This is a genomic window from Burkholderia territorii, assembly GCF_902833055.1.
GTDB classification, from domain to species: Bacteria; Pseudomonadota; Gammaproteobacteria; order Burkholderiales; family Burkholderiaceae; genus Burkholderia; species Burkholderia territorii.
Genome location: NZ_CADFEJ010000015.1, coordinates 1 through 21,407 on the forward strand (window position 1 = coordinate 1; position 21,407 = coordinate 21,407).

Below are 21,407 nucleotides of genomic sequence, written 5' to 3' on the forward strand. Positions count from 1 at the left end.
AGCAGTGCTTGCCGAGATCGACTCCGATCAGCGATACCGTGTCCATGATGGCCCTCCAGAAGGACAAAATCCTCACTCAGCGTAGTCCGCTGAGTGAGGATCGGGCTGACCATCCTATTAAACCCGCCTGAAGGCGGGTTTTTTTGGAACAGGCGCTGGATTAACGCTTGTTGACGGCGTCCTTGAACGCCTTGCCAGCCGTGAACTTGACCGTCTTGGCTGCCGGGATCTTGATGGTTTCGCCCGTCTTCGGGTTGCGGCCCGTACGTGCTGCGCGCTTGCCCGAACCGAAGCTGCCGAAGCCGATCAGCTGAACCGCATCACCCTTCGACACGGCCTTCTTGATGACTTCGAGCAGCGTGTCCAGCGTTTCGCCGGTTTGAGCCTTGCTGGCGCCCGTTTGGGCGGCGACGGCGTCGATCAGTTCCTGTTTGTTCATTAAGGTTCCTTTTTCAGGTTAGGTTTGACACGAACAGCGCGAACGCGCCGATTATACGTGCGCGAACCGTGCCGTCGAGAGTCAGACTCCGACGGCACAGCGCCGAATCCTGGCCCGCGCGACGTGCCGTCCGGCTTGCCGGCGGCCACCCCGCGGTACGGCGTTGCTATGATAGCGCAGCGCAAACCCAATAACGACAAGGGTTTCAAAGATTTTCATCGGTATTTCGCCGAATGAATCGTCGATTGCCCGTTTTTTGACCTGCGCCAACCGGACAGGATACGCAGCCGGGCACGCCGTCGCGCAACGCCGTTGGTTTTTGCCAACGGCCCGCCGGACGCCTCCGCGCAATCCCTTGCCAGGCTTGGCTGCCACGTTTTTTGTTTCGCATGCCCGACCGACTCGTTCCCGCCACGCTCGCCCGCCGCGACGACGGCATTCTCGTCTCGCCCGAGTATGGCGAGCTCCCTCGCGACGCGTCGCGCGCACGCGCACACGCCGGCCGGATGCTCGCCGGCAACGGGCTGCCGGCCCGCTGGCAGGGCCGCCGCACGTTCACGATCATCGAGACGGGTTTCGGCGCAGGCGGCCGGTTTCTCGCGACGTGGGCCGCGTGGCGCGACGACCCCGCACGCTGCGAGCGGCTGCATTTCGTCGCGATCGAACCGCATCCGTTCACACGCGAGGACCTGCGGCGAGCCGTTTCCCATATCGTTGCGGACACAACCATCTCGAAAAATGCCGACGCACTGGTCGATGCGTGGCCGATGCACGTGCCCGGCCTGCACCGTCTCGAATTCGACGAAGGACGCGTGGTGCTCACGCTCGCGTTCGGCGATGCGCTCGGCATGTTGCAACAGCTCGTCGCACGCGCGGATGCGTTCTATCTCGGCAATGGCAATGCAGCGCAGGCCGCGCACGGCGATCTGCTGTCGCCCGACATCACGCGCGCGCTCGCGCGCATCGCAGGCGTTGGCGCGACCTATGCGACGCACGTTCGCGACGACGCGTTGAAACAGGCACTCGAGGAAACGGGCTTCACGAGTCGCGACGTCGACGATTGCGCAGGCGAGCCCGCGTTACGCGTCGGCGAATACGCGCCGCGCTGGCGGATGCGCCGGCACGAACCGCCGCGCGCCTTGCCGGTTGCCGCGCGCGAGGCGATCGTGATCGGCGCCGGTCTGGCCGGCTGCGCGGTCGTCGAACGGCTCGCCGCGCGCGGCTGGAACGTCACGCTGATCGAGCGGCACGCGCGGATCGCCAGCGACGCATCGGGCAATCCGGCCGGCGTATTCCATCCGCTGATGACGCGCGACGACAACGTCGCGAGCCGCCTCACGCGCAGCGGTTTCCTGCATGCGCTCGCACGCTGGCGCGCGCTCGAGCATGCGGGCCACGCGTTCGCGCGCAGCACACGCGGGATGATCCATCTCGCTGAATCGGAGGACGATTTCGTGCGGATGCGCGCTGCGTTCGACGCGCTCGGTGCGCCGTCCGAATACGCGTCGTTGCTCGGCACCGAGGCCGCGCGCGCGCATCTGAATCTGCCGGTCGCGCACGGCGGCCTGCTGTTTCCGCACGGCGGCGCCGTCTGGCCGGCCGGGCTTTGCGCCGCACAAGTCGCGGCCGCCGGTGAGCGCGTGAAGCTGCTGGCCGGCACCGCAGTCGCTCGACTCGAGCGTGATGGCCACACGTGGCGCGCGGTCGATACGGCAGGTGAGACGCTCGCCGAAGCGCCGGTCGCCGTGCTCGCGAACGCGGGCGATGCCGTGCGTCTTGCGGGCCTGCGGCATGTGTCGCTGCAACCGGTGCGCGGCCAGCTCACGCTGCTGCCGCCCGCCAGCACGGCGCCACTGCCGTGCCCGGCGATCGGCGACGGCTACGCGGTGCCGCTCGACGACGGCACGCTGCTGATCGGTGCAACGTTCGAACCCGACGACCTCGATCCGGCGCTGCGCACCGCCGGGCATGTCGAAAACATCGCGCGTGTGCGGCATCTGCTGCCCGGCCTGATCGGCGAGTTGCCGGACGTCGGGACGCTGCGCGGGCGCGTCGCGTTTCGCTGGGTCGTCGCGGACCGCGTGCCGGTGATCGGCCCGCTTGCCGACGAAGCGCAGACCGTCGCGAACGCGCGCGCGCTGAGCGGTGCGAAGGCGCGCGACCTGCCACGCACCGCAGGCCTCTACGGCGCGTTCGGCTACGGTTCGCGCGGCCTCGTATGGGCCGCGCTCGGCGCCGAGCTGATCGCATCGCAACTCGAAGGCGAGCCGCTGCCGCTCGAGCGCGAACTCGCCGATGCCGTCGACCCGGCCCGGTTCCTGATCCGCGCGCTGCGCGGCCGCCAGATCGGCTGATCTCGCTGGCGGAATCCTCACAGTACTTCGATTTTGTCGCGCAAGGTTATCCACTCGATGCTGTGGATAACCGCGCGGAATCCACGCGCAGTTCGTGTGCAATCACAGTGGACGTAAACTGGGCAACTCGGCACAGTCATCGAGCGGCCCGAAAGTTGCTCAACTCAAACCTCTGTGAGCAAACAACCTGTGCAACGGGTTATGGCTGTGCCAACACATTGATCTTGTTGCGTAAACCGAAGTTATCCACAGAACTGTGCGGGTCTTGTTAACTTCTACTACGTATATATACAAGTAAACCATTGAAACCAAAGACCTGTGCCGCCTCACAGGGCCGCGAGTCGATTCGATCGGTTCCGGAGCGAAAAAGCTGTGGCACAATCGGTTTCCTTCGCGTTCGTTCGGCCAGGCGCCGGACATGCTTCAATGGAACGGTCGGCACGATTTCGAATCTGAATCTTCGAGACTGCGCAGTCCGTTCACACACCAGGCCGACAATCCAGATCGGCAGCCTGAACGACAGTTCCGCCGGACGGCGGAAAAAGGCGGATCCCATGTCCCGCCGTCGTCGACCACAACAATCACACTCGGGGCGATACCCAGCCGGCGTGCATCTCATTTCTGACGCTTGACCCCGCGCCGCTGGCGATTGCTTCCAAAGGAGAAGTCACCACGATGAAGTCGGCGTTCTCATTCCTGCCAAACTGGCCGCTCGCGCCGGATGCCGTGTTCTGGGCCGGGCTCGCGTTGTTCGCGGCCGGCCTGTGCGGCGAGCTGTGCTACCGCGCATGGCGGTTGCCGCGCATCACCGGCTATGCGGTGATCGGTCTCATCGCCGGTTCGTTCGGTTTCGGCGTGATCGACGCGAGCACCGACGAAACGTCGCGCCTGCTGATCGACGTCGCGCTCGGCCTGCTGCTGTTCGAACTCGGCAGCCGCCTCGACCTGAAATGGATTCGCCGCAATCCGTGGCTCATTGCGTCGAGCCTCGCCGAGGCGACGCTGACGTTCGTGCTCGTATTGTTCGTGATGCTCGCGCTCGGCGTGTCGGGCATGGTCGCGCTCGTGCTGTCGGCGATCGCGATCGCTACGTCGCCGTCGATGGTCATCCAGCTCAAGACCGAACTGCGCGCGGAAGGGCAGGTGTCGCAGCGCCTCATCACGCTGACCGCGCTGAACAGCGTGTACGCGATCGTGCTCACCAAGCTCGTCACGAGCTGGCTCCACCAGGAGGCATACGGGAACGTTTTCGCGACGATCCTGCAGCCCGTCTACCTGATCGCCGGCTCGTTCATCGTCGCGTATCTGGTCGCGCGTGCCTGCAATTACCTGTTCCGCCACATGACCTCGACGATGCGCGACGAGCATTCGTTCGTCGCGCTGTTCGGGCTCGTGATGCTCGCGATCGCGGTGGCGCAGGCGCTGAAGCTGTCGACGCTGCTCACGCTGCTGCTCGCCGGCATCATCGTGAAGAACCTCGAAGCGCGGCCGCAGTTGTGGCCCGAGCATTTCGGCACGGCCGGCTGGCTGCTGACGGTGGTGCTGTTCGTGCTGACGCTCACGTCGTTCACCTGGGGCGACATCGCACTCGGCGGGCTGCTCGCGATCGTGCTGATCGTCACGCGCCTCGTCGCGAAACTGGCCGGCGTCGTCGCGTTCGCCAAGCCGAGCGGGATCGGGATGAAGCAGGGCATCGCGCTCGGCATCGCGCTCACGCCGATGTCCGCGCTGTCGTATCTGCTCGTCGACGACACCTATCAGCTCTATCCGAATTTCGACCCGCACCTGCGCGCGATCGTGATGTGCACGATCGTGATTTTGCAGCTCGTCAGCCCGTTCGTCGTCTACCGCTGCCTGTCGGCGGTCAGCGAACGCAGCGACGGCAACTGATTTCCGGAACCTGCCATGGCACTCGAGACTTTCGTCAATTCCGAACCGTTCACGTTCGGCGTCGAACTGGAGATCCAGGTCGTCAACACGCACAACTACGACCTGACGAAGGCGGCATCCGACCTGATGCGCCTGATCCAGGGCGAGACCTTCCCCGGCAACATCACGCCCGAAATTACCGAGAGCATGATCGAGCTGTCGACCGGCATCTGCCATTCGCACGAGCAGGCGGTCAGCGAGCTGCATGCGATCCGCGACGTGCTCGTGAAGGCGGCCGACCAGCTCAACGTCGGGCTCGCCGGTGGCGGCACGCACGCGTTCCAGCAATGGAGCGACCGGCAGATCTACGACGCGCCGCGCTTCCAGTACATCTCCGAGCTGTACGGCTATCTCGCGAAGCAGTTCACCGTGTTCGGGCAGCACGTGCACATCGGCTGTCCTGATCCCGACAGCGCGCTGTTCCTGCTGCATTCGATGTCGCGCTTCATTCCGCACTTCATCGCGCTGTCCGCGTCGTCGCCGTTCGTGCAGAACGTCGACACCGGCTTCCATTCGGCGCGCCTGAATTCGGTGTTCGCGTTCCCGCTGTCGGGCCGTGCGCCGTTCGTGCTGACCTGGGACAGCTTCGAGGAGTACTTCACGAAGATGGTCAACACGGGCGTCGTCAATTCGATGAAGGACTTTTACTGGGATATCCGGCCGAAGCCCGGCTACGGGACCATCGAGGTGCGCGTGATGGACACGCCGCTGTCGGTCGACCGCGCGGCCGCGATCGCCTGCTACATCCAGACGCTCGCGCGCTACCTGCTGACCGACCGGCCGCTGAAGCTGTCGGAGGACGACTATCTCGTCTACACGTTCAACCGCTTCGAAGCGTGCCGCTTCGGGCTCGAGGGCACCTGCGTCAATCCTCAGACAGGTGAGCGCCGCACGATCGCGGAAGACATCCTCGACACGCTCGACCGGATCGCGCCGCATGCGGCCGCGCTCGGCTCGCGCGCGGCGCTCGACGAGATCGGCGCGCTCGCGAAGGCGCGCGTGAATGACGCATCATGGTTGAGAACCGTTTTCAAACAGGAAAAATCGCTGAACGAGACGGTTCGCCAGCAGTGCCTGCGCTGGCGTGAATGAAAAAATGTTTTGCAGATTACAGGCTCGACCGCGCGGCGATTCACTGAACGCCATTTGGCGCCGATTCATGCGTCGCGCGTCGCCAGTGGTCCTGAGAATCTGTGGATAACCCGATATTCCGCTGCAAAGTCAACGCTCTGCGGGATGGATAACCCGGTGGATCGGCTCGGTCGGCACTGTGGCCGATTCGAACAGGAAAATGTTTGCGCGTTCCGTCGCGGCGCCGGCGGAGATCGCCGGCACAACGAAAAAAACCGGTTATCCAGTGATTTTCCACAGAATGAAGGGGATAACTTAGCTGTGCGATTTTCCGCTCTCGCTTAGAATGTCGGCTTTGCGGACACCGGAACGACCCGTGTCTCACCGGTCGCCGCGAACGCGACCGCCGCGTGTGCCTCGCGACGGCCGTGTCGACGCTCTTCAACGAGCGTCTGTTTTGAGATAGACATTCGATCTCCACACTACGGCTGCTCGGCGATCCGGGCGGCGGCAAAGCGAAAAGACTATGAGCGAAGGCGTTTACGGGAATCAGGCTTCGGGACGTGTGACCCACAGCTTGCTGCGGTTGAGTACGGCCATGCGAAGCCAGGCATGGGATTGGGCGGAAGGTGCAGGCCTCACGCCGACGCAGGGCGAGATCCTCGTGCTGCTGCTGCAACGCAAGGGCCCGATGCGGCTCGGCGAAATCGCGCGCGAGACGCAGCTCACGGCTGCGACCACCAGCGATGCGGTCAGCACGCTCGAGACGAAGGGGCTCGTCGAGAAGCGTCGCGCACTGGACGACGGCCGTGCGCTCGCCGTGCGCCTGTCGGCCCGCGGCCGTACCGCGGCGAAGAAGGCGCTGCAATGGCCTGAATTCCTGACGAAAGCGGTCGGCAAGCTCGGCGCGGACGAGCAGGGCGTGCTGTACCGCGCGCTGCTGAAGACGCTGCGCGAGCTCCAGGTGGCCGGTGCGACGCCGCAGCAGCGCATGTGCCTCACGTGCACGCATTTCCAGCCGGGCAAGCAGTCGAAGAAGACGGTGCATCACTGCGCGGCGCTCGATCTGTCGATGGCCGACAGCGATCTGCGTCTCGACTGCTCGGTGCATGAAGAAGCCGACGCGGCGACGCAGAAGAAGACCTGGAAGGTGTTCGCCGGCTGACGTCCGTCGATCGACCGGGAGGCCGATGATGAACGCGGAAGTGGTGGCGATCCGCCACGTGCATTTCGAGGACCTCGGCAGCTTCGAGCAGGTGCTCGGCGCGCGTGGGCGTCGGGTGCGTTACGTCGATGTCGGATCGTCGCGCGTCGAGGCGCTCGACGCGCTCAAGCCGGCGCTGCTCGTGATGCTGGGCGGACCGCTCAGCGTGTACGAGGACGCGCAGTATCCGTCGATCGCGCCGCTCGCGGCACTCGTGCGCCAGCGCATCGACGCCGGACTGCCGATCCTCGGCATCTGCCTTGGCGCGCAGTTCATCGCCCGCGCGCTCGGCGCGCGCGTCTACCCGGCTGCGCAGAAGGAACTCGGCTGGGCGCCGCTGACGCTCACCGACGCGGGCCGCGCGTCGCCGCTGCGCCACCTCGACGGCGCGGCGACTTCGATGCTGCACTGGCATGGCGATACGTTCGATCTGCCGGGTGGCGCGATTCATCTCGCATCGACGCCGGCATGCCGCCACCAGGCATTCTCATGGGGGCAGCACGTGCTGGCGCTGCAATGCCATCCTGAAATCCGCACCGACCGCTTCGAACCCTGGCTGATCGGCAACGCCGGTGAAATCGCGTCGACGCCCGGCATCGACGCGCGCCAGTTGCGCGCGGACACCGTTCGGCACGGCCCCGTGCTGGAGGCGGCCGCACGACGCATGTTCGACGAGTGGCTCGACAGCGTCGGGCTTTGATTCCGCGCGAGCGGCATCTCGCGTGACTCGCGAGCGGGCATTGCCGGCCGGTGCACCACCGCGCGCCGCGTGCGCGCTGCCTCGCTGCCGGCTGCACGCCGGCTCTCCCTAACCATCCGCTTACTGCCGAACAGGCTGCCAGCAGGCTTCGAGCCCGCGTGCTACGCTCGTCCGCTCTTTCCCTTTCCTGGCGAGCGGCCTCCATGACAGCGCTGTTTTCTCCGTTCACGCTGCGCGGCGTGACCCTTCCGAACCGGATCGTGATCTCCCCGATGTGCCAGTACTCGGCCGAGCGCGGTGAGGCGACCGACTGGCACATGATTCACCTCGGCCATCTCGCGCTGTCCGGCGCGGGCCTGCTCTGCATCGAGGCCACCGCCGTCGAGCCCGACGGGCGCATCACGGCCGGCGACCTCGGCTTGTGGGACGACGTGACCGAAGCGGCGCTCGAGCCCGTGCTGGCGGCGATCCGCAAGCATTCGCCGATCCGTGTCGCGATGCAGCTCTCGCATGCGGGGCGCAAGGCCTCGAGCGAGGTGCCGTGGAAGGGCGGCCAGCTCGTGTCCGTCGCCGATGGCGGCTGGCTGCCGCATGCGCCGTCGGCGTTGCCGCACAAGGACGGCGAGACGCCGCCGCTCGCGCTCGACGCGGCCGGCCTGAACCGGATCCGCGACGCATTCGCCGCCGCCGCGAAGCGTGCCGCGCGCGTCGGCATCGATGCGATCGAAGTGCACGCGGCGCATGGCTACCTGCTGCATCAGTTCCTGTCGCCGCTTGCGAACCAGCGCACCGACGAATACGGCGGCTCGCGCGAAAACCGGATGCGCTTTCCGCTCGAGATCTTCGAGACGGTGCGCGCGGCGTTTCCGGCGGACCGCCCGGTCGGCGTGCGCGTGTCGGCGACCGACTGGGTCGAGGGCGGCTGGGAACTCGACGATACGATCGCGTTCGCGCACGAATTGAAACAGCGCGGCTGCGACTGGATCGACGTGTCGTCCGGCGGCGTGTCGCCGCTGCAGAAGATTCCGCTGTCGCCCGGTTACCAGGTGCCGTTCGCGCAGGCGGTGAAGCGCGCGGTCGGGATGCCGACGATCGCGGTCGGCCTCATCAACGAGCCCGCGCATGCGAACCGTCTGATCGAGGCGGGCGATGCCGATTTCGTCGCGATGGCGCGCGCGATGCTGTACGACCCGCGCTGGCCGTGGCATGCGGCCGCCGAGCTCGGCGCGCAGGTGTCGGCGCCGCCGCAGTACTGGCGTTCGCAGCCGCGCGAGCACAAGGCGTTGTTCGGCGACATCGCATTCGGCCAGCGTTGAGCGTCATGCGCGCGATATTGCGCGCGATGTTGAACGAAGCAATCTCGAACGTGTAGGATGCGGGTGATTCGCCGCATGCCCCGACGCGGCACCGACCGGTGCCGCGTTTTCGTTTCGCACGGCGCAGGGCCGCGCAACACGCGCATGCGGCCGTCTTCCATTCAAGTCGTCTTCAAAGGATTCGATCGATGAGTTCACGCAGGATCGCGGTACGCCGCTCGGGAATACACGGCAAGGGCGTGTTCGCGGTGGAGCCGATCAAGGCCGGCGAACGCGTAGTGGAATACAAGGGCGAGCGAATTTCGTGGAAGGAAGCGCTGCGCCGTCATCCGCACGACCCGAACGAGCCGAATCATACGTTCTACTTCGCACTGGAAGAGGGCGGCGTGATCGACGGCAAGATCAACGGCAACAGCGCGCGCTGGATCAACCATTCGTGCGCGCCGAACTGCGAGGCCGAGGAGATCAAGGGCCGCGTGTTCATCCACGCGCTGCGCGATATCGAGCCGGAAGAAGAGCTGTTCTACGACTATGGCCTCGTGATCGACGAGAAGCTGACCAAGAAGCTCAAGCGCGAATACGCGTGCCATTGCGGCGCGATCACGTGTCGCGGCACGTTGCTCGCCACGCCGGACGACGACGGCAAGAAGAAAAAGAAGAAGGACAAGAAGGAAGGCAAGTCCGAGTCCGGCGCGAAGGACAAGAAAAAGAAGAAGTGACGACCGGGGCCGCGCATCGCGCGCGGCCGCGTCCCCGGCTCGCTGCGGCGCGCCGGTCCCTCCGTCCCGGCGGGCGCGCGCATGCGATTCAGTGCGTCGGCGTTGCCGCCGGCATCTCGCTTGCCGGCTTCGCGGTGCGCTCGGCGAGCGGCACCCGCACGACGAACCGCGAACCGCCTTCCGGTGCATCCTCGTACGACACCGTACCGCCGTGCATCGCGATGATGTCGTGCACGATCGCCAGCCCGAGCCCGGCACCCGTCTCGACACCGTTGCCGCTTTGCGCATCGCCGCGGAAGAAGCGCTTGAACAGGTCGGCCTGCTGGCTGGCCGGCACGCCCGGCCCGTTGTCCTCGACGACGATCTCGGCGGCCGGCTGGCCGCTCTCGAGCGCGCCGCGCGCGACGTTCACAGTGATGCGCGCGCCCACCGGCCGCGCGAGCGGCACATATTTCAGCGCATTGTCGAGCAGGTTCGCGATCACTTCGCGCAGCAGCACGGGGTTGCCGCGCACGTTCAACGTTTCGTCTTCGCCGGGATCGTCGCTGCGCTGGAAGCCGAGGTCGACATGCGATGCGAGCGCGCGTGGCACCCACTCGGCGCCCGTCTCGAACGCCATCGCGGCCAGGTCGACGTCGACGAAACGCGCGGCCTGTTCGCCCGGCTCCGCGCGCGCGAGCGACAGCAACTGGTTCGACAGCCGCACCGCGCGGTCGGCGGCCGCGCGCAGTTCGCGCACCGCGGCGTAGGTCTGCTGCGGATCGCGCGCGACGGCGGCCTGCTCGGCATGCAGCTTCACGGCCGTGAGCGGCGTGCGCAACTGGTGCGCGGCATCGGCGATGAACTTGCGCTGCGCGTCGAGCGCGGTCTTCAGGCGGCCGAGCAGCGCGTTCATCGCGCTCGTCAGCGGCCGGATCTCGAGCGGCACGTCGGTTTCGTCGACCGGCTCGAGCGACGTGTGGGTCTGCCGGTTCAGCGAATCGGCGAGATGCGTGAGCGGGCCGAGCTGCTGGTTCACGACGCGCCACACGATGCCCCAGCCCGCGAGCAGCAGCAGCAACAGCGGCATCATGATCGCGACGAGGAATTCGGCCGCGATCCGGTAGCGGTGCCGCACCGGCTGCGCGACCTCGACCACCATCGGCTTGCCGCCCTCGACATCGTCGACGCGCACTTGCGCGACGCGCACCGCGCGATTGTCGTACTCGGCCTCGAACACGTACGCATGATGCATGCGGCGCACGTTGATGCCGCGCAGCGGCAGCTTCGGGTCGCCGGCGAGTTCCTGTTCGCCGTCGCTGATCCGGTAGATCAGCGCCTCCGCCGGATCGGAGAACATCGCCTGCGCGAGCGGCGGCACCGTGAACGGCGCGTCGGGGCCGGCGATCTGGATCTGTTTCGAGATGGCGGTGGCGAGATCGGCGAGCGAGCGGTCGATCACGTGTTGCGTGTATTGCCACGCGAGCCAATAGGCAATCAGGCCGCTCATCAGCGCGAGCATCGACAGCGGCGCGGCGAGGCGCCGAAGCAGCGAGCGGCGCAGGCTGGTGGTGACAGCCGGATCAGAAGACATTTCGTCGGGCAAATGGATAAGCGCCGCTCACGGGGAGCGGCGCGGACGTGCGTCGGACGGCGACGCGGGCAGGGCTGCTCGCCGACGGCCCGTGGCCGGCCGGCGGGCGGCGCGCCGCTCAGACGCTCGCGGTCTGGCGGATTTCCTGCAGCAGATAGCCGAAGCCGCGCACCGTGACGATTTCGACGCGGCACTGCTCGAGTTTCTTGCGCACCCGGTGCACGTAGACTTCGATCGCGGTGTCGCCGAGATCGCCGCCGAAGTGCGTGAGGTGATCCTGCAGCTGGGCCTTGCTGACCACGCGGCCGTGGCGCAGCAGCAGCATTTCGAGCACGGCGAATTCGCGCGGCGACAGCTCCAGCGGCTTGTCGTCGTTGAAGATGCGGCGATCGACGCCCGACAGCCGGACGCCGCCGAGCGACACTTCCGGACGCGGCATGTCGCTGTGCGGGCCGCTGCGGCGCATCACCGCGCGGATGCGGGCTTCGAGCTCGGCCGGCTCGAACGGCTTGAGCATGTAATCGTCGGCGCCGGAGTTCAGGCCCTGGATCCGGTCGTTCAGTTCGTCGCGCGCGGTCAGCACGATGACCGGCGTGTGGCGATTGGTCTGGCGGAAACGCGTGAGCAGCGTCATGCCGTCGATGCCCGGCAGGCCGAGGTCGAGGATCACGAGTTCGTGGCGGTTTTGTGCCAGCGCCTGTTCGGCAAAGATGCCGTCATGCACCATGTCGACGGTGAAGCCAGCCTGCTCGAGGCTGCTCTGGATACCGCGTGCGATGGGGCGGTCGTCTTCGATCAGAAGGAGTCGCATGAAGTTCGCTCAAGTACAATGGGTTGGCGGTTCAGGCACGCGGACAGCACGACGCCGTTTCCACAGGGGCGCCGCATCGCCTGACAATCAAGCATGGCGGCCAGCGAACGATTAAATCCAATCATGTCCGATATTTCGATCCACGACCTCGAAGCCGCGATCAATTTCTGGCGCGCCCGCTCGCCGTCGAGCGGCGACGAACTCAAACTCTGCGAAGAGGCCAGCGCGCTTTCCAAGCCGTATGCGCTGCTGATTGTACAGCGCGAAGGCGCGCTGCAACTGGAAGGTTTGGACCCCAAGGCGAGGAAAGCGTACGAGACTTACGTGCGCCTTAAGGATGGCTTGGAAAGCTGAAGGCTTTCGCTGAGTACATCCTAGAAAACGTTCAGCGAAATGAAAAGTTGACGCGCCGCGCGTCGAAAGACGCGCGGCGGTAGAGGATAGGCTCAGGCGGCCGGATCGGTATGTGCGCACACCTGGTCGATGAAGGTCGCGAGCGCGATGTCGCGTTCGGTCAGGCCGTCCGCATCGTGGGTCGACAGCGTCACGTCGACGCGGTTGTACACGTTGAACCATTCCGGATGGTGGTTCATTTCCTGCGCCTTGATCGCGACCCGCGTCATGAAGCCGAATGCCTCGTTGAAATCGGTGAAGCGCAGGCTGCGCTGGATGGCGTCGCGGCCCGGCACGGCCGTCCAGTGCGGCAGGCTTTCGAGCCGGGTCTTGCGTTCTTCTGATGTGAGCTTGTGAATCATGTTGCACCTCGTTCGGTAACGGCGCTGCGCGCGGGCAAAGGCCACGCGACAAAGCCGGTACCGTTCATTGTTTCATAGTTGCGGGACGGGCATCCGGAGGCGGCCGCCCGCTTTCTCATGCGTCGGCGTCGTCCGGCCAGCCTTCGCCCGTGCCGCGATGCAGCACGACATCGCCGTCGACCACCGCGCCAGCGGGGAATTCGGGCAGCGCGGCCAGCCGGTCGGCCAGCGCACGGCCGTCGACGTCGGCCAGCGCGAACAACTGCGCGAAGTCGTCGATCACGAAGTAGGTCTTCTGGAACGTGTCGATCCGGTAGCGCGTGCGCATCACGCGCTCGAGGTCGAAACCGAGCCGGTTCGGCGCCGCGCTTTCCAGGCTGTACAGGCTCTCGCCCTTGCTCGACACGATGCCGGCGCCGTAGATCGACAGCCCGTTCGTGCCGTTCGGGTCGCGGATCAGGCCGAACTCCACCGTATACCAATAGAGACGCGCCAGTCGCGCGAGCGCGGCTTCGTCGTCCGCGACCGCGAGCGCGGTGCGGCCGTAGGCCTGCATGTAGTCGGCGAACACCGGCTCGATCAGCAGCGGCACATGACCGAACAGGTCGTGGAAGCAGTCGGGTTCCTGCAGGTAGTCGAGCTGATCGGGGCGGCGCATCCACCAGGTGACCGGAAACCGCCGGTTCGCGAGGTGCTCGAAGAACACGCGATCGGGCACGAGGCCCGGCACCGCGACGATCTCCCAGCCGGTGGCCGGCTTCAGCTGGCGGTTCACGTCGGCGAACGACGGCACGCGATCGGCCGGCAGCTCGATCTTCCCGAGCCCCGCGACGAACGCGTCGCACGCGCGCCCGCGCAGCAGCGCCGACTGTCGCGCATAGAGCTGCTGCCACACCGCGTGGTCGACCTGGCCGTAGCGTTCCAGCGGCTGGTCGATGGTGAAATCGGCGCGGGTTTCGAGGCCCGCGTCGAACTGCTCCTGCAGTTTCGCGGTGACGACGGTGGACATGGTGCGGCTCTGAATGCAGTGGTTGGGAACCATGCAAGTGTAGAGCGGGCGACGTGCGGAATGGGCGCAAAGATGGCGTTGATTTGCCTTTCGATGCGATAATCGCGCATCCAAACACGAATCAATGCGGAGAATGTTCATGCTGGAACTCGATCACTTCGATCTCGCGCTTCTCGACGTGCTGCAGCGCTTCGGGCGCGCGACGCACCAGCAGCTCGGGGAGGAGGTGCCGTTGTCGCCGTCGCAGATCGGGCGGCGGCTGCAACGGCTCGAGGCGGCCGGCGTGATCGAAGGCTACCGCGTGATGCTGCGGCCCGAAAAGCTCGGGCTCGGCGTCACCGCGTTCACGAGCCTGAAGCTCAAGCACCACGGCGATTCGATCATTGAGCAGTTCCAGCAGCAGATCGACGTGCTGCCCGAGGTGCTCGAATGCCACGCGGTGGTCGGCGACGCCGACTATCTGTTGCGCATCGTCGCGCCGGATCTCAACGCGCTGTCGCAGTTCGTGATGAAGAAGTTGATGCGCGTGCCGGGCGTCGACAGCGTGCGCTCGAACATCGTGCTGACGACCTTCAAGCGCAACGGCGCGCTGCCGCTCGCGCATCTGGCGCCCGGCGCCGCCTGACGCGGGGAGCCGGGCCGGCGGCGGGGCGCCACGCGCAACGCGTCGCCGCGAGCAGCGCGGGATCAGGCGGCTTCGGATTGCGCGTCGGCGTTCAGCAGGTCGACGTATGCGACCGCGACGAGGTCCTCCTGTGCGACGCCGAGCTTCGCGAACACGTCGTGCGCTTCGGCTTCGCCGCCGGCTTCGTCGTCATCGGGGCCGAGCACGACTTCCAGTTCGATGAAGTCGCCGAGGCCGTCGACGCGGTCGAGGTGGATCCGCGTGCGGCCGACGAGGTACACGTGCCGTTCCTTCGTCACGATTCCGCGCGTGGTCAGCGCGGTCGCGAGCAGCGAGTGCATCGCGTCCGGGTTCGTGACCGGGCTGCGCGTGTAGTACGACGCCTTCGGGCCGTCACGGTCGTCGCGCTGGTAGAAGATCAGCTCGGCCGGCGTGCCGTCCTCGAAGCGGCGCAGCTTCAGCCGGCCGCGCGGCACGTCGTAGAAGAAATCCTGCTGGCGGTAGAAGAGCGGCGCTTCGGTGGCCAGTGCGGCCGCCTGTTCGCGCAGCCGCTCGAAGTCGCGGGCGCGGGCTTTGATCTCGATGTTGCGGGCCATGCGGGTCTCCTTCAATCAGGGGTCTCGCGGTGTGCGAACGCACAATCTAGCAAAAAGCCTGCGATGGTGGCGTGACGGCAAGGCGGGACGCGGCGATGCGCCGCGGAGAGGCGATTCGAGCCCGTGCGCGATAACGTGCGTCACCTGCGAGCGCCGATCGGGCAGCTGCCGCGCGCCGCATGCTGAAACTCCAGGCGCGACCGGCCGCGCCGGCATCAGCCGCACTCATATCGCCCATTGGGTCTCGATCAGCCGCAGTGCCGCCGCGATCGCCGGTTCGGCGCGCCGCTCGGCAAGTGTCACGAAAGTCAGCTCGGTCGGCACCGTCACGCGTTCGACGATCGTCAGCGCATGCGCGTGCGCTTCGGCCAGCGCCGTCGAGTCGCGGGCGAGCGTCAGCCCGATTCCCGATTTCACCAGATCGAGCATCGATTGCTCCTGGTCGACTTCGGCGACCTTTACCGGCTGCGCGCCGGCCGCCGCGAACAGCCGCGACAGCAGCCGGTGATGGGCGGACGCCGGTGGCGTCCAGATCCACGGCAGCGCGGCGAGCGTGCGCCAGTCGTGCGCCCGCTGTACGCGCTCCTTCCAGCCGGCCGGCGCGAGCACGCGGTACTCGAAACGCGTGAGCGTGACCGTGTGGAACAGCGCGTCGTCGCGCGGATCGTCCTCGCCGGGCCGGCCGATGTAGTAGCCCACGTCGAGCGCCTGCGCGCGCACCTGTTCGAGCACCCAGCCGGACATGCCGTGCCGCAGCGCGGTTTCGATCTGCGGATGGGTTTCGACCAGCGCGCGCAGGAAGCCGCCGAGCCGCAGGAAGCCGGGATCGAGGATCGTGCCGATCCGCAGCCGGCCGCGCACCTCGTGGCGCAGCGCGGCGGCGGCGCGCTGCACGTCCGCGGCCGCGGCCAGCGCGCGCTCCGCATGCGGCAGCAGCGTCTGGCCGTCGCGCGTGAGCGCCAGCCCGCGCGACGTGCGCGTGAACAGCGTGACGCCGAGCGTTTCCTGCAGATGCTTGATCTGCAGGCTGACGGCCGGCTGCGTCAGGTGCAACTGCACGGCGGCGCGCGTCAGGTTGCCTTCGCGGGCGACCGTCGCGAACGCGCGGAGCAGGGTGAGATCCATCGTCGTGATATGAGCGCGGCTTATAACGCGGTTCAGCATAACTCATTGGATCGGCGGCGGGCGGCCGGAGTACGCTTCATCGACTGCGTCGCGCGCGACGCACTATGCTGAAAACGACGCGCGGCATCGCACGCGCGCGGCACAACAATGGATGGAGACACGCCGTGAGTACTCAACGCACGCTCGAGGGCGAATTCGATTACGTGATCGTCGGCGCGGGCACCGCGGGCTGCGTGCTCGCGAACCGCCTGACCGAGGATCCCGAGATCCGCGTGCTGCTGCTCGAAGCGGGCGGCAAGGACGACTATCACTGGATCCACATCCCGGTCGGCTATCTGTACTGCATCGGCAATCCGCGCACCGACTGGCTGTACAAGACGCAGCCCGAGGCGGCGCTCAACGGCCGCGCGCTGTCGTATCCGCGCGGCCGCGTGCTCGGCGGCTGCTCGTCGATCAACGGGATGATCTACATGCGCGGCCAGCGCGAGGATTACGACGGCTGGGCGCGGGAAACCGGCGACGCCGGCTGGTCGTGGGACAGCGTGCTGCCGATCTTCAAGCGCAGCGAGGACCACCACGCGGGCGCGAGCGATGCGCACGGCGCCGGCGGTTACTGGCGCGTCGAGAAGCAGCGGCTGCGCTGGGAGATCCTCGAATCGTTCGCGCAGGCCGCGCAGCAGACGGGCATCCCGGCGACCGACGATTTCAACCGTGGCGACAACACCGGCGTCGGCTATTTCGAGGTGAACCAGAAGCGCGGCGTGCGCTGGAATACGTCGAAGGCGTTCCTGCGGCCCGCGATGACGCGCCCGAACCTGACCGTGATCACCGGTGCGCATGCGCAGCGCGTGATCTTCGACGGGCGCCGCGCGGTCGGCGTCGAGTATCGCGGCGGCGGCACCGACTACGTCGCGCGCGCGCGTGCCGAAGTGCTGCTGACTTCCGGCGCGGTGAATTCGCCGCAGTTGCTCGAACTGTCGGGCGTCGGCGCGGGCGCGCGGCTGCAGGCGCTCGGCATCGACGTCGTGCAGGACCTGCCGGGCGTCGGCGAGAACCTGCAGGATCACCTGCAGTTGCGGATGGCGTTTCGCGTCGAAGGCGTGCGCACGTTGAACACGCTGTCCGCACGCTGGTGGGGCAAGCTGATGATCGGCGCCGAATATGCGCTGCTGCAGCGCGGGCCGATGTCGATGGCGCCGTCGCAGCTCGGCGCGTTCGCGAAGTCCGATCCGGACGATCCCGCGCTCACGCGCCCCGATCTCGAATATCACGTACAGCCGCTGTCGCTCGAGCGCTTCGGCGAACCGCTGCACCGCTTCAACGCGTTCACGGCGTCGGTCTGCCATCTGCGGCCGAGCTCGCGCGGCAGCGTGCATATCGCGAGCCCCGATGCGGGCGCGGCGCCGTCGATCGCACCGAACTACCTGTCGACCGACCACGATCGTCACGTCGCGGCGAATGCGCTGCGCCTCACACGGCGGATCGCGTCCGCGCCCGCGCTGGCGCGCTACCGTCCCGAGGAGATCCTGCCGGGCACGCGCTACCAGACCGAAGCCGAACTGATCGAAGCGGCGGGCGCGGTCGGCACGACGATCTTCCATCCGGTCGGCACATGCCGGATGGGACGCGCGGACGACGAGCGTGCCGTCGTCGACAGCAGGCTGCGCGTGCGCGGCATCGCCGGGCTGCGGATCGTCGACGCATCGGTGATGCCGTTCATTACGTCGGGAAACACGAATTCGCCGACGCTGATGATCGCCGAGCGCGCGAGCGACATGATCCGCGCCGATCGACGCGCCGCGCGCGACGCGACGCAGCTGCGAACGGAAGCCGCGATGACGGCTGCATGACGCGATACTGTCACGCGCGACAGCGGGCCGTCATCCGCGTGCCCGCTGCTTCGCGATGCGAAACAAGCGGACGCGCACGGGTCGCGATGGATCGATGGCACGCACGGCCGTTGCGTCGCGGGCCGCGCATTGCTCGCACCCTTCCGGTTGCGCGACGACCCGACGCGCAGTGTTACGCGCCCGCATTCGCGCAGGCATGCGTCGTGCGATGGATCGACCGCCGACGATGCGCGCGTCAAAAAAAACGCGTCGAAATACGCGCTCAGCCGCGTCCTATATGGCGGGCAGCCCTATAAGTGCAAATCCCGATGATTGCACTGCACCAACGGCGCGACAATGTTGCGCAGTGTGCATACGCGTCGGCGCGGGAGACCACCCTCGAGGCGTAATACGGTGCCCCGGGGGGCAGCCCGCTGATCCGCGGACCTGTTCGCGTCGCTTGCGCGAATCTTCCCGATGCTTCGCCTGACTTCGTACGGAAGGGAACATGATTCTCGGCGACACGATTCTCGAAACACGCGGATTGACGAAGGAATTCCGGGGCTTCACCGCCGTGAACGGCGTCAACCTGCGTGTGCGCCGCGGTGCGATCCATGCGTTGATCGGACCGAACGGCGCGGGCAAGACCACCTGCTTCAACCTCCTCACCAAGTTCCTGACACCGACGTCCGGCCAGATCGTCTTCAACGGCATCGACATCACCGACGAGCGGCCCGCGCAGGTCGCGCGTCGCGGCATCATCCGTTCGTTCCAGATCTCGGCGGTGTTCCCGCACCTGACCGCGCTGCAGAACGTGCGCATCGGCCTGCAGCGCACGCTCGGCACCGAATTCCACTTCTGGCGCAGCGAGCGCACGTTGCGGCGCCTCGACGATCGCGCGATGGACCTGCTCACGCAGGTCGGCCTCACCGATTTCGCGCACGTGCCGACGGTCGAGCTCGCGTACGGCCGCAAGCGCGCGCTCGAGATCGCTACGACGCTCGCGATGGAACCCGAACTGATGCTGCTCGACGAGCCCACGCAAGGGATGGGCCACGAGGACGTCGACCGCGTGACCGCGCTGATCAAGAAGGTTGCGAGCGGCCGCACGATCCTGATGGTCGAGCACAACATGAACGTGATCGCCGGCATCTCCGACACGATCACCGTTCTGCAGCGCGGCGAGGTGCTGGCCGAAGGGTCGTATGCGGAAGTGTCGAAGAATCCGCTCGTGATCGAGGCTTACATGGGCAGCGCCGATGCGGCACTCGCGGGGGCGCACGCATGAAGCACAGCGAACGGGAGGAACGCGAATTGAGCGGCGTCGAAAGCGGCACGCCCGCGCTGGAGATCACGGGCCTCGAGGCTTGGTACGGGGAATCCCACATATTGCACGGTGTCGACCTGAGCGTTCATCGCGGCGAGGTCGTCACGCTGCTCGGCCGCAACGGCGCGGGCCGCACCACGACGCTGCGCGCGATCATGGGCCTCACCGGCCGGCGCAGCGGCTCGATCAAGGTCGCGGGCAACGAGACGATCGGCCTCGCGACGCATCGCATCGCGCATTTCGGCGTCGGCTATTGCCCGGAGGAGCGCGGGATCTTCTCGAGCCTGTCGTGCGAGGAGAACCTGATGCTGCCGCCGCCGATCGGGCCGCGCGAGCATGCGATGTCGCTCGACGAGATCTACGCGATGTTCCCGAACCTCGCGTCGCGCCGGCAGAGCCAGGGCACGCGGCTGTCCGGCGGCGAGCAGCAGATGCTCGCGGTGGCGCGGATCCTGCGCACCGGCGCCAACCTGCTGCTGCTCGACGAGATTTCCGAAGGCCTCGCGCCGGTGATCGTGCAGGCGCTCGCGCGCATGATCGTCGCGCTGAAGGCGCGCGGCTACACGGTCGTGATGGTCGAACAGAATTTCCGCTTCGCCGCGCCGCTCGCCGATCGCTTCTACGTGATGGAACATGGCCGCATCGTCGAGCATTTCCGCTCATCCGAACTGGAAGGCAAGATGCCGATCCTTCACGACCTGCTCGGGGTGTGACGCCGCCCCGTTTCCCTTGCCGCTAGCCGTGGCGGCCTCGAACAACCACAACGCATCAGAACAACAGGAGACGTCAATGAAAATGAAGACCCTCGCACACGCGTGTCTCGCGGTCGCGACCGCAGCGTTCACCGCGGGCGCCGCACACGCCGCGGACAGCGTGAAGATCGGCTTCATCACCGACATGTCGGGGCTGTACGCGGACATCGACGGGCAGGGCGGCCTCGAGGCGATCCGGATGGCGGTCGCCGACTTCGGCGGCAAGGTGCTCGGCAAGCCGATCGAGGTCGTCTATGCCGACCACCAGAACAAGGCGGACATCGCCGCGTCGAAGGCGCGCGAATGGATGGACCGCGGCGGGCTCGACCTGCTGGTCGGCGGCACGAACTCCGCGACCGCGCTGTCGATGAACCAGGTCGCGGCCGAGAAGAAGAAGGTCTACATCAACATCGGCGCGGGCGCCGACACGCTGACCAACGAGCAGTGCACGCCGTACACCGTGCACTACGCGTACGACACGATGGCGCTCGCGAAGGGCACCGGCTCCGCGGTGGTGAAGCAGGGCGGCAAGAGCTGGTTCTTCCTGACCGCCGACTACGCGTTCGGCAAGGCGCTCGAGAAGAACACGTCCGACGTCGTGAAGGCGAACGGCGGCCAGGTGCTGGGCACGGTGCGGCACCCGTTGTCGGCGTCGGATTTCTCGTCGTTCCTGCTGCAGGCGCAGTCGTCGAAGGCGCAGATCCTGGGCCTCGCGAACGCGGGCGGCGACACGATCAACTCGATCAAGGCCGCGAAGGAGTTCGGCATCACGAAGACGATGAAGATCGCCGCGCTGCTGATGTTCATCGACGACGTGCACAGCCTCGGCCTCGAGACGACGCAGGGCCTCGTGCTGACCGACAGCTGGTACTGGAACCGCGACGCGGCCTCGCGCCAGTGGGCGCAACGCTACTTCGGCAAGATGAAGAAGATGCCGTCGAGCCTGCAGGCGGCCGACTACTCGTCGGTGACGACCTACCTGAAGGCCGTGCAGGCGGCCGGCACGACCGACTCCGACAAGGTGATGGCCGAGCTGAAGAAGATGAAGATCAACGACTTCTACGCGAAGGGCTTCATCCGCCAGGACGGCAGCATGATTCACGACATGTACCTGATGGAAGTAAAGAAGCCGTCGGAATCGAAGGAGCCGTGGGACTACTACAAGGTGCTCGCGACGATTCCGGGCGACCAGGCATTCGGTACCAAGCAGGAGTCGCGCTGCGCGATGTGGAAGTAAGCGCGACATGGCGGCGCGCGGCGGGCCGCGGCGACG

20 protein-coding genes are annotated in these 21,407 nt (G+C 66.7%); 13 read left to right on the forward strand and 7 right to left on the reverse strand.

Features of this window, described 5'->3' with window-relative positions:
• Positions 1-160: 160 nt before the first annotated feature.
• On the reverse strand, positions 161-439 hold the full coding sequence (locus HW466_RS22415; protein WP_006401505.1) for an HU family DNA-binding protein: 279 nt from the start codon (positions 437-439) through the stop codon (positions 161-163).
• Between the two features lie 389 nt (positions 440-828).
• Here HW466_RS22415 and mnmC point away from each other — a divergent pair, with 389 nt between their 5' ends.
• From mnmC to HW466_RS22450, 7 genes are all read left to right on the forward strand, one after another.
• On the forward strand, positions 829-2,793 hold the full coding sequence (mnmC, locus tag HW466_RS22420) for a bifunctional tRNA (5-methylaminomethyl-2-thiouridine)(34)-methyltransferase MnmC2/FAD-dependent 5-carboxymethylaminomethyl-2-thiouridine(34) oxidoreductase MnmC1 (RefSeq protein WP_174905908.1): 1,965 nt from the start codon (positions 829-831) through the stop codon (positions 2,791-2,793).
• Between the two features lie 675 nt (positions 2,794-3,468).
• Positions 3,469-4,683 (forward strand): cation:proton antiporter, encoded by a 1,215-nt coding sequence (locus HW466_RS22425; protein ID WP_059452547.1) that lies wholly within the window; start codon positions 3,469-3,471, stop codon positions 4,681-4,683.
• A gap of 15 nt (positions 4,684-4,698) precedes the next feature.
• The gene (locus tag HW466_RS22430) at positions 4,699-5,814 is read left to right on the forward strand and encodes a YbdK family carboxylate-amine ligase (RefSeq protein ID WP_006490006.1); all 1,116 of its coding nucleotides are present in this window, start codon (positions 4,699-4,701) and stop codon (positions 5,812-5,814) included.
• Between the two features lie 505 nt (positions 5,815-6,319).
• Positions 6,320-6,958 (forward strand): MarR family winged helix-turn-helix transcriptional regulator, encoded by a 639-nt coding sequence (locus tag HW466_RS22435; RefSeq protein WP_151005511.1) that lies wholly within the window; start codon positions 6,320-6,322, stop codon positions 6,956-6,958.
• A gap of 28 nt (positions 6,959-6,986) precedes the next feature.
• The gene (locus HW466_RS22440; protein WP_059452690.1) at positions 6,987-7,697 is read left to right on the forward strand and encodes a glutamine amidotransferase; all 711 of its coding nucleotides are present in this window, start codon (positions 6,987-6,989) and stop codon (positions 7,695-7,697) included.
• 203 nt (positions 7,698-7,900) lie between these two features.
• Complete coding sequence (locus HW466_RS22445) at positions 7,901-9,013, forward strand: NADH:flavin oxidoreductase/NADH oxidase (protein ID WP_059452549.1); 1,113 nt, start codon at positions 7,901-7,903, stop codon at positions 9,011-9,013.
• A 188-nt stretch (positions 9,014-9,201) separates the two neighbouring features.
• Complete coding sequence (locus HW466_RS22450) at positions 9,202-9,732, forward strand: SET domain-containing protein (RefSeq protein ID WP_059505609.1); 531 nt, start codon at positions 9,202-9,204, stop codon at positions 9,730-9,732.
• A gap of 88 nt (positions 9,733-9,820) precedes the next feature.
• Here the strand turns inward: HW466_RS22450 and HW466_RS22455 are convergent, their stop codons facing one another.
• Both HW466_RS22455 and HW466_RS22460 read right to left on the reverse strand, forming a co-directional pair.
• Positions 9,821-11,305 carry a sensor histidine kinase gene (locus HW466_RS22455; RefSeq protein ID WP_060345971.1) on the reverse strand — a complete coding sequence of 495 codons (1,485 nt, stop codon included), beginning with the start codon at positions 11,303-11,305 and terminating at the stop codon, positions 9,821-9,823.
• Between the two features lie 118 nt (positions 11,306-11,423).
• Positions 11,424-12,116, reverse strand: a complete 693-nt coding sequence (locus HW466_RS22460; protein WP_006401494.1) for a response regulator — start codon at positions 12,114-12,116, stop codon at positions 11,424-11,426.
• Between the two features lie 123 nt (positions 12,117-12,239).
• Here HW466_RS22460 and HW466_RS22465 point away from each other — a divergent pair, with 123 nt between their 5' ends.
• Positions 12,240-12,470 (forward strand): DUF3717 domain-containing protein, encoded by a 231-nt coding sequence (locus tag HW466_RS22465; protein ID WP_006756491.1) that lies wholly within the window; start codon positions 12,240-12,242, stop codon positions 12,468-12,470.
• Positions 12,471-12,562: 92 nt separating this feature from the next.
• On the opposite strand, the gene HW466_RS22470 is transcribed toward HW466_RS22465, so the two are convergent.
• Positions 12,563-12,871, reverse strand: coding sequence for a 4a-hydroxytetrahydrobiopterin dehydratase (locus HW466_RS22470; RefSeq protein WP_151006279.1), 309 nt, complete (start codon positions 12,869-12,871; stop codon positions 12,563-12,565).
• Between the two features lie 115 nt (positions 12,872-12,986).
• Entirely contained in the window at positions 12,987-13,913 is a 927-nt protein-coding gene (phhA, locus tag HW466_RS22475; protein ID WP_174905907.1) for a phenylalanine 4-monooxygenase, read from the reverse strand.
• Positions 13,914-14,019: 106 nt separating this feature from the next.
• On the opposite strand from phhA, the gene HW466_RS22480 reads away from it, so the two are divergent.
• On the forward strand, positions 14,020-14,505 hold the full coding sequence (locus tag HW466_RS22480) for an Lrp/AsnC family transcriptional regulator (protein WP_006408082.1): 486 nt from the start codon (positions 14,020-14,022) through the stop codon (positions 14,503-14,505).
• 62 nt (positions 14,506-14,567) lie between these two features.
• Here HW466_RS22480 and HW466_RS22485 read toward each other — a convergent pair whose 3' ends face one another.
• Positions 14,568-15,101: a class IV adenylate cyclase gene (locus HW466_RS22485; RefSeq protein WP_059452553.1), complete on the reverse strand. Its 534-nt coding sequence runs from the start codon at positions 15,099-15,101 to the stop codon at positions 14,568-14,570.
• Positions 15,102-15,326: 225 nt separating this feature from the next.
• A complete protein-coding gene (locus HW466_RS22490; RefSeq protein ID WP_059452554.1) occupies positions 15,327-16,226 on the reverse strand; it encodes a LysR family transcriptional regulator in 900 nt (299 codons plus the stop codon).
• Between the two features lie 164 nt (positions 16,227-16,390).
• Between HW466_RS22490 and HW466_RS22495 the strand changes: the two genes are divergently transcribed.
• The 4 genes from HW466_RS22495 (at position 16,391) to HW466_RS22510 (ending at position 21,371) form a co-directional block, all read left to right on the forward strand.
• A complete protein-coding gene (locus tag HW466_RS22495; RefSeq protein WP_059772119.1) occupies positions 16,391-18,076 on the forward strand; it encodes a GMC family oxidoreductase in 1,686 nt (561 codons plus the stop codon).
• A gap of 487 nt (positions 18,077-18,563) precedes the next feature.
• The gene (locus HW466_RS22500) at positions 18,564-19,343 is read left to right on the forward strand and encodes an ABC transporter ATP-binding protein (protein WP_059505601.1); all 780 of its coding nucleotides are present in this window, start codon (positions 18,564-18,566) and stop codon (positions 19,341-19,343) included.
• Entirely contained in the window at positions 19,340-20,095 is a 756-nt protein-coding gene (locus HW466_RS22505; protein WP_059465973.1) for an ABC transporter ATP-binding protein, read from the forward strand. The genes HW466_RS22500 and HW466_RS22505 overlap by 4 nt, the downstream gene beginning before the upstream one ends.
• A gap of 76 nt (positions 20,096-20,171) precedes the next feature.
• Positions 20,172-21,371, forward strand: coding sequence for an ABC transporter substrate-binding protein (locus HW466_RS22510; RefSeq protein WP_059452556.1), 1,200 nt, complete (start codon positions 20,172-20,174; stop codon positions 21,369-21,371).
• Positions 21,372-21,407 lie beyond the last annotated feature (36 nt).

What these genes read in the sequence shown, in the direction of transcription:
- HW466_RS22485 (WP_059452553.1), bottom strand. Translation starts at nt 15,101, where the DNA reads ATGGCCCGCAACATCGAGATCAAAGCCCGCGCCCGCGACTTCGAGCGG.
- HW466_RS22470 (WP_151006279.1), bottom strand. Translation starts at nt 12,871, where the DNA reads ATGATTCACAAGCTCACATCAGAAGAACGCAAGACCCGGCTCGAAAGC.
- HW466_RS22500 (WP_059505601.1), top strand. Translation starts at nt 18,564, where the DNA reads ATGATTCTCGGCGACACGATTCTCGAAACACGCGGATTGACGAAGGAA.
- HW466_RS22430 (WP_006490006.1), top strand. Translation starts at nt 4,699, where the DNA reads ATGGCACTCGAGACTTTCGTCAATTCCGAACCGTTCACGTTCGGCGTC.
- HW466_RS22460 (WP_006401494.1), bottom strand. Translation starts at nt 12,116, where the DNA reads ATGCGACTCCTTCTGATCGAAGACGACCGCCCCATCGCACGCGGTATC.
- HW466_RS22480 (WP_006408082.1), top strand. Translation starts at nt 14,020, where the DNA reads ATGCTGGAACTCGATCACTTCGATCTCGCGCTTCTCGACGTGCTGCAG.
- HW466_RS22445 (WP_059452549.1), top strand. Translation starts at nt 7,901, where the DNA reads ATGACAGCGCTGTTTTCTCCGTTCACGCTGCGCGGCGTGACCCTTCCG.
- phhA (WP_174905907.1), bottom strand. Translation starts at nt 13,913, where the DNA reads ATGGTTCCCAACCACTGCATTCAGAGCCGCACCATGTCCACCGTCGTC.
- HW466_RS22510 (WP_059452556.1), top strand. Translation starts at nt 20,172, where the DNA reads ATGAAAATGAAGACCCTCGCACACGCGTGTCTCGCGGTCGCGACCGCA.
- HW466_RS22450 (WP_059505609.1), top strand. Translation starts at nt 9,202, where the DNA reads ATGAGTTCACGCAGGATCGCGGTACGCCGCTCGGGAATACACGGCAAG.
- HW466_RS22455 (WP_060345971.1), bottom strand. Translation starts at nt 11,305, where the DNA reads ATGTCTTCTGATCCGGCTGTCACCACCAGCCTGCGCCGCTCGCTGCTT.
- mnmC (WP_174905908.1), top strand. Translation starts at nt 829, where the DNA reads ATGCCCGACCGACTCGTTCCCGCCACGCTCGCCCGCCGCGACGACGGC.
- HW466_RS22490 (WP_059452554.1), bottom strand. Translation starts at nt 16,226, where the DNA reads ATGGATCTCACCCTGCTCCGCGCGTTCGCGACGGTCGCCCGCGAAGGC.
- HW466_RS22440 (WP_059452690.1), top strand. Translation starts at nt 6,987, where the DNA reads ATGAACGCGGAAGTGGTGGCGATCCGCCACGTGCATTTCGAGGACCTC.
- HW466_RS22435 (WP_151005511.1), top strand. Translation starts at nt 6,320, where the DNA reads ATGAGCGAAGGCGTTTACGGGAATCAGGCTTCGGGACGTGTGACCCAC.
- HW466_RS22505 (WP_059465973.1), top strand. Translation starts at nt 19,340, where the DNA reads ATGAAGCACAGCGAACGGGAGGAACGCGAATTGAGCGGCGTCGAAAGC.
- HW466_RS22415 (WP_006401505.1), bottom strand. Translation starts at nt 439, where the DNA reads ATGAACAAACAGGAACTGATCGACGCCGTCGCCGCCCAAACGGGCGCC.
- HW466_RS22425 (WP_059452547.1), top strand. Translation starts at nt 3,469, where the DNA reads ATGAAGTCGGCGTTCTCATTCCTGCCAAACTGGCCGCTCGCGCCGGAT.
- HW466_RS22465 (WP_006756491.1), top strand. Translation starts at nt 12,240, where the DNA reads ATGTCCGATATTTCGATCCACGACCTCGAAGCCGCGATCAATTTCTGG.